This window comes from Vibrio ponticus (assembly GCF_009938225.1).
In the GTDB taxonomy this organism is placed as follows: Bacteria; Pseudomonadota; Gammaproteobacteria; order Enterobacterales; family Vibrionaceae; genus Vibrio; species Vibrio ponticus.
The window spans coordinates 721,728-733,931 of record NZ_AP019657.1 but is presented as its reverse complement, the minus strand read 5'-3'; the positions used below and the strand labels follow the sequence as shown (position 1 = coordinate 733,931).

General features: G+C 45.2%; 12 protein-coding genes. 7 read left to right on the top strand and 5 right to left on the bottom strand.

Annotated features, from left to right (window positions below; all coding sequences use genetic code 11):
* The first annotated feature begins 124 nt into the window (after positions 1 to 124).
* The gene (locus tag GZN30_RS03275; RefSeq protein WP_161987026.1) at positions 125 to 292 is read left to right on the top strand and encodes a hypothetical protein; all 168 of its coding nucleotides are present in this window, start codon (positions 125 to 127) and stop codon (positions 290 to 292) included.
* A 60-nt stretch (positions 293 to 352) separates the two neighbouring features.
* Here the strand turns inward: GZN30_RS03275 and focA are convergent, their stop codons facing one another.
* Positions 353 to 1,204: a formate transporter FocA gene (gene focA, locus GZN30_RS03270; protein WP_075648043.1), complete on the bottom strand. Its 852-nt coding sequence runs from the start codon at positions 1,202 to 1,204 to the stop codon at positions 353 to 355.
* 459 nt (positions 1,205 to 1,663) lie between these two features.
* On the opposite strand from focA, the gene GZN30_RS03265 reads away from it, so the two are divergent.
* Positions 1,664 to 1,903 carry a TIGR02647 family protein gene (locus GZN30_RS03265; RefSeq protein WP_075648006.1) on the top strand — a complete coding sequence of 80 codons (240 nt, stop codon included), beginning with the start codon at positions 1,664 to 1,666 and terminating at the stop codon, positions 1,901 to 1,903.
* Between the two features lie 57 nt (positions 1,904 to 1,960).
* Here the strand turns inward: GZN30_RS03265 and GZN30_RS03260 are convergent, their stop codons facing one another.
* Entirely contained in the window at positions 1,961 to 2,401 is a 441-nt protein-coding gene (locus GZN30_RS03260; RefSeq protein WP_075648007.1) for a PACE efflux transporter, read from the bottom strand.
* An 87-nt stretch (positions 2,402 to 2,488) separates the two neighbouring features.
* Between GZN30_RS03260 and GZN30_RS03255 the strand changes: the two genes are divergently transcribed.
* Genes GZN30_RS03255 through GZN30_RS03245 form a run of 3 tightly spaced genes read left to right on the top strand, consistent with a single transcriptional unit; the run spans position 2,489 to position 4,844 of the window.
* Positions 2,489 to 3,373, top strand: a complete 885-nt coding sequence (locus tag GZN30_RS03255) for a LysR family transcriptional regulator (RefSeq protein ID WP_075648008.1) — start codon at positions 2,489 to 2,491, stop codon at positions 3,371 to 3,373.
* A gap of 16 nt (positions 3,374 to 3,389) precedes the next feature.
* Positions 3,390 to 4,211: an NAD-dependent epimerase/dehydratase family protein gene (locus tag GZN30_RS03250; protein ID WP_075648009.1), complete on the top strand. Its 822-nt coding sequence runs from the start codon at positions 3,390 to 3,392 to the stop codon at positions 4,209 to 4,211.
* 48 nt (positions 4,212 to 4,259) lie between these two features.
* A complete protein-coding gene (locus tag GZN30_RS03245) occupies positions 4,260 to 4,844 on the top strand; it encodes a YdcF family protein (RefSeq protein WP_075648010.1) in 585 nt (194 codons plus the stop codon).
* A gap of 70 nt (positions 4,845 to 4,914) precedes the next feature.
* On the opposite strand, the gene clpA is transcribed toward GZN30_RS03245, so the two are convergent.
* Together clpA and clpS are read right to left on the bottom strand one after the other, a co-directional pair.
* Positions 4,915 to 7,182, bottom strand: a complete 2,268-nt coding sequence (clpA, locus tag GZN30_RS03240; protein WP_075648011.1) for an ATP-dependent Clp protease ATP-binding subunit ClpA — start codon at positions 7,180 to 7,182, stop codon at positions 4,915 to 4,917.
* 47 nt (positions 7,183 to 7,229) lie between these two features.
* On the bottom strand, positions 7,230 to 7,550 hold the full coding sequence (gene clpS, locus GZN30_RS03235) for an ATP-dependent Clp protease adapter ClpS (RefSeq protein ID WP_075648012.1): 321 nt from the start codon (positions 7,548 to 7,550) through the stop codon (positions 7,230 to 7,232).
* Between the two features lie 527 nt (positions 7,551 to 8,077).
* Here clpS and cspD point away from each other — a divergent pair.
* Positions 8,078 to 8,299 (top strand): cold shock domain-containing protein CspD, encoded by a 222-nt coding sequence (gene cspD / locus GZN30_RS03230; RefSeq protein ID WP_075648013.1) that lies wholly within the window; start codon positions 8,078 to 8,080, stop codon positions 8,297 to 8,299.
* A 159-nt stretch (positions 8,300 to 8,458) separates the two neighbouring features.
* Here cspD and GZN30_RS03225 read toward each other — a convergent pair whose 3' ends face one another.
* Positions 8,459 to 10,684 carry an NADP-dependent isocitrate dehydrogenase gene (locus tag GZN30_RS03225; RefSeq protein WP_075648014.1) on the bottom strand — a complete coding sequence of 742 codons (2,226 nt, stop codon included), beginning with the start codon at positions 10,682 to 10,684 and terminating at the stop codon, positions 8,459 to 8,461.
* Between the two features lie 343 nt (positions 10,685 to 11,027).
* On the opposite strand from GZN30_RS03225, the gene GZN30_RS03220 reads away from it, so the two are divergent.
* A complete protein-coding gene (locus tag GZN30_RS03220; protein ID WP_075648015.1) occupies positions 11,028 to 11,720 on the top strand; it encodes a pseudouridine synthase in 693 nt (230 codons plus the stop codon).
* The last annotated feature ends 484 nt before the right edge of the window (positions 11,721 to 12,204 follow it).

Genomic DNA, 12,204 nt, shown 5'->3' with positions numbered 1-12,204 from the left:
TTGTTTAAGATCTTATCCACAGAATCTGTGGATAAGGCTGTAGGCAGAAATGGAAAAGATCATTTTCTATCCACCGAATTTGTCATCAAGTTGCAATTAAGTCGACCTAGATTGAACATCAATCATGTGGATAAAGGGAACTTCGATGCTGCCAACGATGATGGATACTGACTTGCCTCTCTATCTGTATAGTGAGTTAGAAATGAATAAGGATGAGGAAAAGAACTGGCTTGTAGATGAGCCCAAAGAGATCACGACTTCAGAGCGGCTTTTCTATTACGCAAAGCGCTAATCAAGTGATAAAAAAAAGGCTCGCATGGCGAGCCTTTTAGCATTTAAGTGGAACGGTATATCAGTGAATATCATCACGTAAGTAGATTAGCCAGTACCACATACCAACGAACAATCCGCCACCAATAATGTTGCCTAATGTAACTGGGATCAGGTTGTTCAGGATAAAATCAACCAGATTTAGATCCGCGTAGTCCGCGATGTTCGCCCCGGTCATTTGCCAAAACTCAGCCGGTGCAAAGTATTTGATGCCAATTGCCATTGGGACTTGGAACATGTTCGCAATACAGTGCTCAAAACCCGCTGAGACAAACATTGCCACCGGCAGGATCATGACCATGATCTTATCTGTTAAAGTGCGACCACTGAACGTCATCCACACCGCAATACAGACGAGTACGTTACACATAATGCCAAGCGCAACGGCTTGGAAGAAACCGTGGTGCAACTTATGCTGCGATATTGCCATCGCATTTAAGCCCACTTCCCCATGACCGAACATGTACTGTTTGGTGACTAGCATACAACCAACCAGCAACAACGCACCAATCAGGTTACCTATATACACCACTACCCAGTTTTTAAACAGCATACCCCAAGTGATCTTACCGCTTGCGCGGGCAACTAGAGTCAATACCGAACTGGTAAATAGCTCTCCCCCTGTTACAACAACAAGGATCAAACCTAAACTGAAGGCGATACCACCAATTAAGCGACTCATGCCCCAAGCCATGTCGGAAGCACCGGTCGTTACTGTGGTATAAAAGATGAAAGCGATACCAATGTGAATACCAGCTGAGATTGCCAGTAATAGAGATTTCATTGGATCTTTAGTTGCTTTGCCTAGGCCAATTTCCGCTGCGCGTTCAGCCATTTGTGGCGGCAATAGAGAGTCAAATTGGTTTAAGTTTATCATGGGTTAACAATTTGAAGCGGGTTAATAAGTGGTCGCGAATACTCCTCCTAAATGTGACTTTATTCAAGTGCTAATTTTTAAGTTAACTGAAAATGTTTGTAACGAGACTAACCACACAGAGTTATATTGAAAATTACCGTACAAAATTAGCTAAACCGAACTAAACCAAAATCAAATATTTTAAATAAAATCAACAACTTGATATTTTAATAAAAGTGTAATATTTGCTATTTCTGCTCTTTAGGCTAATTTTTCATAATAAAGCCATCCGTTATGCAAAATTCTACTTTTATGGGCGAGATAACAATTCTTATCAGATAACGTTGTTTCATCGCACTAATCGCAGTACTTTGAGCTAAGCCAAGACGCTCAACCGCATCACTTAAGTGAAGACGGTTATTTATTACCCACAGTGGCTGACGAGCACTTGGCATGACTAACTATAAGGAACAAACCATGAAATACTTGCCAGAACATCTATCTGAATTAAATTTGCTACTGCAATTCGATCTTAGTAGCGCAGCTACTGGCATTAAAGTTCATAGCGACGCATCAGAAGAAATGCAACAAGCAGTGACTCGCCTTTACGAGAAAGGTCTATGCACACTGCCAGACGGTGGCTACCTAACCGACGAGGGTATCGAGGTAGCAGAACACGCGGATAAAATTTTACGCGTGCTGAAAAGCGCGAAATAATCCCCAAACAAGAAAAGAGCACCAAACGGTGCTCTTTTGCTATCTCACGCCAAACGCTTAAGCCTTAGCGGTTGCCTTCGCTTTGTGACCGAATAACCATTTGTAAGGCTGAATGCGGTCGTACGCCATATTAAAGCCCGTCGCATAGAAGAAGAAAAAGACTAAGAATCCCGCTTCCAGCAACAATGCCGCGCCAATACTGATTTGTAAGAACCAAGCAATGGTTGGCACAGTCAGGAAAATCAAACCGCCTTCAAAGCCAAACGTATGCCCGATACGCATCTTCAAAGATCGGTTGCTACGATCACTACCAAACCAACGATCAAACAAGATGTTGTAAAAGTAGTTCCAAACGACAGTAAACAAACTTAGGCCAATACCCACAATCGCTAAGTCACCCGTCGCTTTGCCTGTAATCAAGGCAGTTGCAGGAATGATGATCGCTAGAGCAACCGCTTCAAAGGTGATGGCATGGAAAATACGCTCTTTAGTTTGCATGGTGTTTCTCTCAGTGTGTTTCGATTTGCGCTTATTATTATCTTGAAATATGATAGTTAAAAGTTAGGTACCATCAGTAAAAACGATATGTTCAGCATCGACCAACTAGAAGCATTTGTCAGCACAGTAGAACAAGGCTCTTTTTCAGCTGCTGCTCGTCATCTCAATAAAGTTCAATCAGCGATTAGCCAGCACATCATCAATCTAGAAATCGATTTTGGTGTAGAGTTATTTGATCGCTCTGGTAGATACCCAGTATTAACCGCCGAAGGCGCAAAGCTGTTGCCCTATGCCAAAGCGTCTTTGGTACAACATCGCCGTCTGCTGCATTGTGCCAATCAACTCGAGCACACATCGCATAAAGATATTACGTTAGCGATTGACGAAGGCATTCCGCTCACTCAATTATCTCAAGCTCTTAAGGATGTCTCTGAGCGCTTTCCAACTTTGCGCTTTGAATGTTTATCCGCTTCAAGTATTGATATTCGTCAGTTAGTGATTGATAAGCGCGCGACAATGGGGATCATGTTTAGTGAGGCTTCACTGGATGATAATGTCGACTTTGAAGGGCTTGGCGGGATTGAGTTTGATGTGTATGTCGCGAAAGAACACCCGTTATCCAATGAGACATTACCTCATCTTGATGTACTGCGTTTACACCGCCAAGTGGTTATCCGTTCGAAAACCAGTGAGATGAGCAGCTTTCAGCAAGCCTACAGCCCAGATGTATGGTTTGCTGACAATTACTATATGCTGATTGAGTTAGTTGCGAGTGGCTTTGGCTGGGGAATGTTGCCTAAGCACCTTGCTGAAAGTGATATCAGTCAAGATAAGTTGGTCCGTTTACGCTCTCAGTTTGAAAATTTGACCTGGCAAGCCAATATAGATGTGATACAACATCAAAGTGTGGGCAATTGTCCGGCACACAGTTATTTTCGCCAAAGACTACGTGAATTACGTAATGCCAGTTAATAACAAGGAGTCCAACATGAAACGAATTGGAATCGTCGGTGGCGGTTGGTTAGGGTTACCCTTAAGTAAGTTTTTAGCTAACCTTGGTCATGCGGTCGTGGTAACCAAAACCAGCTTAGAAGGCGCACAACATATCGACTGCGATGAAGTACCAGCGACAGTGGTTGATCTGTCACAAGGCGAATCTCACGTTGTCACTGCCCTTGCCCCTTTTCAGCCACAAATTTTAATCGGCTGCTTTCCACCCGGCTTTCGCCGAGGCAACGGCGATGAATACGCGCATTACTGGCAAACCTTGGTTGCCGCCGCTGAACGCTTAGCAGTCGAAAAAATCGTGATGGTCAGTTCAACCACGGTTTATCCCAACCGCGCTGAAAGTATGTCGGAAGAGATGGCAAGCTTGGTACTAACACAAGACTGCGATGACTTTTCTGCCAATGCCAAAGTTATGCTTCACGCAGAGCAATGTCTAATTGATAGCGGCATCGACTACGCGGTAGTACGTTGTAGCGGTCTCGTCGGTCCTGAGCGTAACCCTGCTCGTTTTGTCACGCATTTAAAACAAGTCAGTGATCAAGCACCGGCCAATATGCTGCATCTTACTGATGCCATTGGCGCGGTAAGTTACGCGGCACTACATATCGATAATCAAGTAGTTAATGCCACCACGCCCAATACCACCAGCAAAGCTGAATTTTACCAAGCTGCTATCGATCGCAGTGGTCTAGCTCTTAGCCTACCAGCTTTAGTTCACCACGCTGACAAGCACATCAGTGCAGATAAGTTGGTTGAGCTTGGCTACAAATTCCATTTCCAGCACACGCTTGAAATTATTTAAGAGGTGAATGTGAAACTCTATCAACACATCGATACCCTTTGGAACTACATGCAACTTGAGCATGCACTCGAGCCTGCCGACTGTCTGTTTGTTCTTGGCAGCAATGATCCTCGCGTCGCCGAGCATGCGGTCAGTCTCTATAAGCAGGGCTTAGCCAGCAAGATTCTGTTTTCGGGTGGGTTTGGTCGTTTAACCGATGGCGTTTTTGAGCAGAGTGAAGCGGAAACTTTTGCGGCGATCGCAAGGGATTTATGTGTACCCTCGCAAGATATTCTGATTGAAAACCAATCGACAAACAGTGGTGAAAACGTGCTGTTCAGTGCTCAGTTGTGTAACAAACTCGGCTTAACACTGCGCCGGATTATCTTAGTGCAAAAGCCCTACATGGAAAGGCGTGCCTACGCGACCTTTGTTAAACAGTGGCCTTATGAAGTGGAGTACGTTGCGGTAAGTTCAGCCAAACAGTCTTTCACTGATTATTTTAGCGAAGATATTGATTTGTTTACCGCACTAGAGGCGATGCTGGGCGATTTCGAACGCATTAAGCACTACCCTGCGCAAGGTTTTCAGATTGAGCAGCCTATTCCAGCAGAAGTGGAATTTGCCTATCAAGCGATTAAAGCCAAACTCTAATCGGTTTTAAACGGTAGAAAATGCAAAAAGCCAGAACACTGTTCTGGCTTTTTATTAGGCATGCTTAAGATTAATGAACTGGCTCTGCTTCTTTATCGAATTGGAACTTCAATTCATCACCTTTCAAGGTCACTTTCACTGAGCCGCCATCAACCAGTGAGCCGAACAATAGTTCGTTCGCCAGTGGCTTCTTCAGCTGCTCTTGGATCACACGACCCATTGGACGCGCACCCATCGCTTTGTCGTAACCTTTAACCGCCAACCATTGGCGAGCTTCGTCTGATACTTCCATCGATACGCCACGCGCATCCAGCTGTGCTTGCAGCTCAACAATGAACTTATCAACCACTTGAGCGATGACTTGCTCATCTAGGCTATTGAACCACATGATGTTATCAAGACGGTTACGGAACTCTGGTGTAAACACTTTCTTGATTTCCGCCATCGCATCTGGGCTGTGATCTTGTTGCACCAGACCAATCGAACGTTTCTCTGTTTCTTGTACACCAGCGTTGGTCGTCAGAACCAGAATCACGTTACGGAAGTCAGCTTTGCGACCGTTGTTGTCCGTTAGAGTACCGTTATCCATCACTTGCAGTAGCAAGTTAAAGATATCTGGGTGTGCTTTCTCAATCTCATCCAGCAGTACCACTGAATGTGGGTGTTTGATAACGGCGTCGGTTAACAAACCACCTTGATCGTAACCGACGTAACCTGGAGGCGCACCAATCAAACGGCTCACCGAGTGACGTTCACCGTACTCCGACATATCAAAGCGCAGAAGTTCGATACCCAGCAACTTCGATAGCTGCACCGTAACTTCGGTTTTACCTACGCCAGTAGGACCTGCGAATAGGAACGAACCGACTGGTTTATTCTCTGCACCAAGACCTGCACGAGTCAATTTGATCGCTTCGGTTAGTACATCAATCGCACTGTCTTGACCGAACACCAACATCTTCATTTTCTGATCAAGAGTTTGCAGTGTTTCTTTATCAGACGATGAGACTGATTTCTCTGGAATACGAGCCATCTTCGCGACCATCGCTTCGATATCCGCAACGCCAACGGTTTTCTTACGACGGCTTGCAGGAGCAAGACGACTACGAGCACCCGCTTCATCGATAACGTCGATGGCTTTATCTGGCAGATGACGCTCGTTGATATACTTCGCCGATAGCTCAACCGCAGCACGCAGTGCTTTGTTGGTGTAACGAACTTCGTGGTGCGCTTCATATTTTGGTTTTAGACCCATCAGGATCTTAGTCGTGTCATCAATGGACGGTTCGACAACGTCAATCTTCTGGAAGCGGCGAGATAGTGCACGCTCTTTCTCAAAGATGTTGCTGTACTCTTGGTAAGTTGTTGAGCCAATACAACGTAATTTGCCACTGCTCAATAATGGTTTGATGAGGTTTGCCGCGTCTACTTGACCACCAGAGGCCGCACCCGCACCGATGATGGTGTGGATCTCATCAATAAATAGGATTGCCTCTTCTTCTTTCTCAAGTTGCTTCAAAATGGTTTTGAAACGTTTCTCGAAATCACCACGGTACTTAGTACCAGCCAATAGCGAACCGATGTCTAATGAGTAGATCACGCTGTCTTTGATGATCTCAGGCACTTGCCCTTCCACAATGCGCCAAGCTAGACCTTCAGCAATCGCCGTTTTACCTACGCCTGCCTCACCCACCAACAGCGGGTTATTCTTGCGGCGACGGCAGAGCACTTGAATAGTACGCTCAAGTTCTTTATCACGACCAATCAGCGGGTCAATCTGACCTTTCTTCGCCACTTGGTTTAGGTTGGTCGCAAAGCTCTCTAGACGCTCCTCACCGTTCGCTTCTTCTGGCGTAGTATCGTTACTAAACGAATCTGAGGAAGGTTCGTCGTTTGATCCAGAACCTTTGGTAATGCCATGAGAGATGAAGTTAACGATATCAAGACGACTAACGTCATTTTTTTTCAGTAGGTAAGCCGCGTGAGATTCTTGTTCGCTAAAAATAGCGACCAATACGTTGGCACCGGTCACTTCACTGCGACCAGATGATTGAACATGGAAAACCGCACGTTGCAGCACGCGTTGGAAACTCAACGTTGGTTGCGTTTCTCGCGTTTCGTCATTTTCAGGAATTAATGGCGTGGTTTGATCAATAAAAACGTCAAGCTCATTGCGCAAAGCGTCAATGTCAGCTTGGCAAGCCGCCAGCGCATCTCGCGCTGCGTCGTTTTCTAATAACGCTAGCAGGAGGTGCTCGACAGTCATAAACTCATGTCTTTTATCTCGTGCACGGGCAAACGCGCCATTGAGACTCGACTCTAACTCTTTATTCAGCATAAGGACCTCCTAAAAGAACAACTTAATTGTAATTGTTCGACCAAGCTTTACGCTTGTTCCATTGTGCACAGTAGTGGGTGCTCGTTTTCCCTTGAATACATGGTAACTTGCGCTACTTTTGTTTCTGCCACTTCTGCAGTAAAGGTGCCACAGACCGCTTTACCTTCGTAGTGGACCTTAAGCATTACTTGCGTCGCTTTATCTATGTCCATAGAGAAAAAACGCTCAAGGATTTCAATTACAAAGTCCATTGGCGTGTAATCATCATTGTTCAGAACAACGTTATACATAGCCGGTGGCTTTACTTTCGTTTTCTCTAACTCCAGAAGATCTGAGTCCGGAGTTACCCATTCAAAATGCTTGCTCATGATACGTATCGTTTAGCTAGTTTCGCCGTTATTTTAACACTTTGCTGTACGGAAAAGGTGGATAGATCTCTTAATAAAAGCAAAAAGCACAAGCAGTTAAAAAAAGCCCATACTTAGAGACTAATCTAGCAATTGTATCGCTGCAAATAAAACATTTCTTTCTTACGTCGAATCACGACAAAGTGATTAAAATAACAACAAAAGCCACTCAATTTAGGTGCATTTTTATGATACGGCAGTGAAATGCGTTATTAAAATGTAAAAAGTGACGCAAGTTTGTATTCAAATATTTAGCATGTAATACCTTTTTACTATTGACTGTGCTCTCTCATTGACTACTCTGGAAAATAAGTGATTGAAATTTCGGCAGCGCTTGAATGGATATTCACTGTTATTCAAACGGCTTCAACTTGAAGAACGAAGCTTGGCTGGTTTGCTCGCTTTGAAAGCTCTTTGAGTACTAACTATTGGCGTACAGGAGTGCCGCCAATTGGGAAACTAACAACAATGCATGAGGGATGTATAGCATGGCTACAGGTACAGTAAAATGGTTTAACAATGCCAAAGGATTTGGTTTTATCTGTCCAGAGGGGGAGGACAGTGATGTGTTCGCACACTATTCAACTATCCAAATGGACGGTTATCGTACTCTGAAAGCAGGCCAACAAGTCACGTTCGAAGTAGAAGAAGGTCCTAAAGGATACCACGCTAGTGTAGTAACTCCGCTGGAAGCTCTGCCAGTAAAATAAACGCTGCCGATGTAGAACAAAGTTAGAAACGATAAACCCGCTCGACAGCGGGTTTTTGTTTGGTTGTAGATATCACACTCACTATGCCCAGTTAGCAAAAAGGCTTGGGGTCTCCCAAGCCTTTGCTTCATATCAACGATGAGCTATCAATATAGATAATTATGCATCAATGATTGCGTTCAGTGCCGTACTTGGACGCATCAATGGCGCCGCTTTATCAAATACAAGTGCGTAGTAACCACCTAGGTCACCTTTCACACCCTGTGCGTCATTGAGTTCTGCAACAATCTTCTCTTCATTTTCACCTAGCGCTTTCGCGATTGGCGCAAATTGTGCCGCTAGTTCAGCGTCCGCAGTTTGTGCAGCCAGTGCTTGAGCCCAGTAAGTGGCTAGATAGTAGTGACTACCACGGTTATCAAGTTCGCCCACTTTACGTGATGGTGACTTGTTGTTGTCGAGGAACTCACCTGTTGCTTTATCGAGAGCATCCGCCAATACCTGTGCTTTCGCATTGCCTGTGACCACACTTAGGTGCTCTAGAGAAGCCGCGAGCGCCAAGAACTCACCGAGCGAGTCCCAACGTAGGTGGTTTTCTTTCTCTACTTGTTGCACGTGTTTAGGCGCTGAGCCACCCGCACCCGTCTCAAACAGACCACCACCATTCATTAGCGGTACAATTGATAGCATTTTCGCTGACGTACCTAGCTCCAGAATTGGGAAGAGATCGGTTAGGTAGTCACGCAGTACGTTACCCGTTACTGAGATCGTATCGAGACCTTCTTTGATGCGTACTAGTGAATACTGACATGCTTCTACCGGTGCCAAGATCTTGATTTCAAGGCCATCAACATCATGCTCCGGTAGATAAGCATTTACTTTCTTGATGAGTTCTGCGTCATGTGCACGTGCTTCGTCCAACCAGAATACCGCTGGTGCGCCAGTTGCACGTGAACGCGTTACCGCTAGCTTAACCCAATCTTGGATTGGCGCGTCTTTTACCTGACACATACGGAAGATATCACCTTCTTCAACCGCCTGCTCAAGCAATACGTTGTCGTTGGCATCAACCACGCGTACTGTACCTGCTGCATCGAGGATAAAGGTTTTATCGTGTGAGCCGTACTCTTCTGCTTTTTGCGCCATTAGACCAACGTTTGGCACGCTGCCCATGGTGGTTGGATCGAAGGCACCGTTCTCTTTACAGAAGTCGATAACCGCTTGGTAGATACCTGCATAGCAGCGATCTGGGATCAGTGCTTTGGTGTCTTTTTGCTTACCATCAGGACCCCACATTTGACCTGAAGCGCGTAGCATTGCTGGCATTGATGCATCGACAATGATGTCACTTGGTACGTGTAGGTTAGTGATGCCGCGATCTGAATCAACCATTGCCAATGGTGGCTGTGTCTCGTAAACCGCTTGCAGTGCTGCCTCGATTTCTGCTTTTTGCGCTTCTGGCAAGTTCGCAATCTTAGCGTACACATCACCGATACCGTTGTTGACATCAACGCCAAGTTCAGCAAATAGCTGCCCGTATTTAGCAAATACGTCTTTGTAGTAAACCTTAACCGCATGACCAAAGATCACAGGGTCAGACACTTTCATCATGGTTGCTTTCATATGCAGTGATAGCAACACATCTTGAGATTTCGCCGCTTCGATTTGCTCTTCAAAGAAGGCAACCAATGCTTTCTTGTTCATTACTGAACTATCAATGATCTCTTTGTCTTGTAGCGCGAATGGCGCTTTAAGTTGTTTCACTGCACCATCTTGTGCAACGAACTCGATTTTTACTTCCGTTGCGCCATCAATGGTGGTCGATTTTTCGCTACCGAAGAAGTCTTTCTCTGTCATGCTCGCCACATGTGACAGAGAGTCTTTTGACCATGCGCCCATTGAGTGTGGGTTTTTCTTCGCATAGTTCTTCACTGAAAGAGGCGCACGACGGTCTGAGTTACCTTCACGTAGTACTGGGTTTACTGCACTACCCTTAATTTTATCGTAAGTCGCTTTAATCGCTTCTTCTTCGTAAGTGCCTGGCTCTTCAGGGTAGTTTGGTAGGTTGTAGCCTTTAGCTTGAAGTTCTTTGATTGCTGCGTGAAGCTGCGGCACAGAAGCTGAGATGTTCGGTAGTTTGATGATGTTCGCTTCTGGTGTTTTTGCTAGCTCACCTAGCTCCGCAAGTGCGTCACCGATACGTTGTTCTGCCGTTAAATGCTCTGGGAAGTTAGCAATAATTCGCCCAGCAAGAGAGATGTCACGAGTATCAACGTCAATACCTGAAGAAGCAGTGAAAGATTGAATAATTGGCAATAGAGAGTAAGTCGCTAGTGCTGGTGCTTCATCAGTAATGGTATAGATAATTGTCGGTTTTTCGGTAGGCATGAAATTTCCCTATTGTTCAACCAAAGCCTGTCGGATGAATGGCTCTGGGTTTGTGGTCGCTTACAAGCTAATGCTTCATCCCCTCACTTGTCGCGATTTGTCTGTCTCTTTTATTTATTTCAGCCACAAATGGCTAAATCCATGAGATCTATCTCCAAGTACCATACATCTCGCGGCTACTTGGGTACAATTGTTATAATTAAACAAAAGCTGGATAATAGTCTATTATCGTGTTCAACAATGTGTGTGCCAATCCAGATTTTGGCGCGCAAATAATAGCTTAAAACGCATTTCCGTTAAACCGAACAATACATTTTATTTACAAAATTGCAGGGTAGTTAACATGCAGACACGTTCAAGTCGTCCGTCTTCAAAAAATTCCACTCAACGTACGACAAAGCGTTTCAAACAATCAGATAAGTTCGGTAAAGCGAAGCCACACTCGTCTTCTCAACGAAAAAAAACGCCCTCAAATAAACCGCGTGTCCGACCAGAAGATCGCAAGGTTCTGATCTTTAATAAGCCTTTTGATACCTTGACGCAATTTACTGACGGTGACGGACGCAAAACGCTGGCAGATTTCATCCCAGTAAAAGATGTCTACGCCGCAGGTCGTCTCGATCGCGACAGCGAAGGCTTACTGGTGCTCACTAATGATGGCATCTTGCAAGCTAAGCTGACGCAGCCGCAATCAAAATCACCTAAGACTTACTGGGTGCAAGTGGATGGTGCACCAACTGAAGCCGATCTCGACAAGCTACGCAAAGGGGTTGAGCTCAAAGATGGTATGACGCTACCTGCGAAAGTGGAAGTGATGGCGGAGCCGCAAGTATGGGAGCGCAATCCACCCGTACGTTTTCGCGCTAATATCCCCACCACTTGGCTCGCGATTACGATTATTGAAGGACGCAATCGTCAAGTGCGCCGTATGACCGCCAACATTGGCTTCCCTACTCTGCGCTTAATTCGTTATTCGATGGGTGATGTTGTGCTGGGCGATCTACAACCAGGCGAATGGAAAGAAATCACGCTGTAAAATAGCGCGATAAGGACAATTAACAAGCTGGGCAAAAGTAACCCAAACAGCCACAGTAGGCTTTTTGTTTACAAATCTCAGCTTGAATCCGCCTACTATCTTCACTACGCTTGGCTCTCAACCATCAGAGACTTTAAACACGCGATGCACGGTCAACCTTCTCGACAACGTTTTCATGCAATCTGGGCAACTCTATTGGTCGCCTTAGTTGTGATCTCTTGTCTAAATAAAACCCTGACCGCTTCCACCCAATTGCTCTCGTCACAGTGGCGTTCGCAATCTAGTGCATTAAATAACAACCATCTTCAGCAACTTTACTTCTCTCATTTTACTGCGCAAATCGACACGCCTTCGAGCAGTGAAGATTCATGTCATCTAATTTCACAGACGCAGCCACAGATACAGTCAAAGACTGACTGGTTAGCACCGTTTTTGGTGTTATGTCTCATCGCACTTTTGGCTAACCATGTGCTGGTGCATCACT

Coding starts and splice junctions, on each gene's coding strand:
- GZN30_RS03275 (WP_161987026.1), top strand. CDS start 125: ATGTGGATAAAGGGAACTTCGATGCTGCCAACGATGATGGATACTGAC.
- GZN30_RS03265 (WP_075648006.1), top strand. CDS start 1,664: ATGAAATACTTGCCAGAACATCTATCTGAATTAAATTTGCTACTGCAA.
- GZN30_RS03260 (WP_075648007.1), bottom strand. CDS start 2,401: ATGCAAACTAAAGAGCGTATTTTCCATGCCATCACCTTTGAAGCGGTT.
- GZN30_RS03255 (WP_075648008.1), top strand. CDS start 2,489: ATGTTCAGCATCGACCAACTAGAAGCATTTGTCAGCACAGTAGAACAA.
- GZN30_RS03250 (WP_075648009.1), top strand. CDS start 3,390: ATGAAACGAATTGGAATCGTCGGTGGCGGTTGGTTAGGGTTACCCTTA.
- GZN30_RS03245 (WP_075648010.1), top strand. CDS start 4,260: ATGCAACTTGAGCATGCACTCGAGCCTGCCGACTGTCTGTTTGTTCTT.
- clpA (WP_075648011.1), bottom strand. CDS start 7,182: ATGCTGAATAAAGAGTTAGAGTCGAGTCTCAATGGCGCGTTTGCCCGT.
- clpS (WP_075648012.1), bottom strand. CDS start 7,550: ATGAGCAAGCATTTTGAATGGGTAACTCCGGACTCAGATCTTCTGGAG.
- cspD (WP_075648013.1), top strand. CDS start 8,078: ATGGCTACAGGTACAGTAAAATGGTTTAACAATGCCAAAGGATTTGGT.
- GZN30_RS03225 (WP_075648014.1), bottom strand. CDS start 10,684: ATGCCTACCGAAAAACCGACAATTATCTATACCATTACTGATGAAGCA.
- GZN30_RS03220 (WP_075648015.1), top strand. CDS start 11,028: ATGCAGACACGTTCAAGTCGTCCGTCTTCAAAAAATTCCACTCAACGT.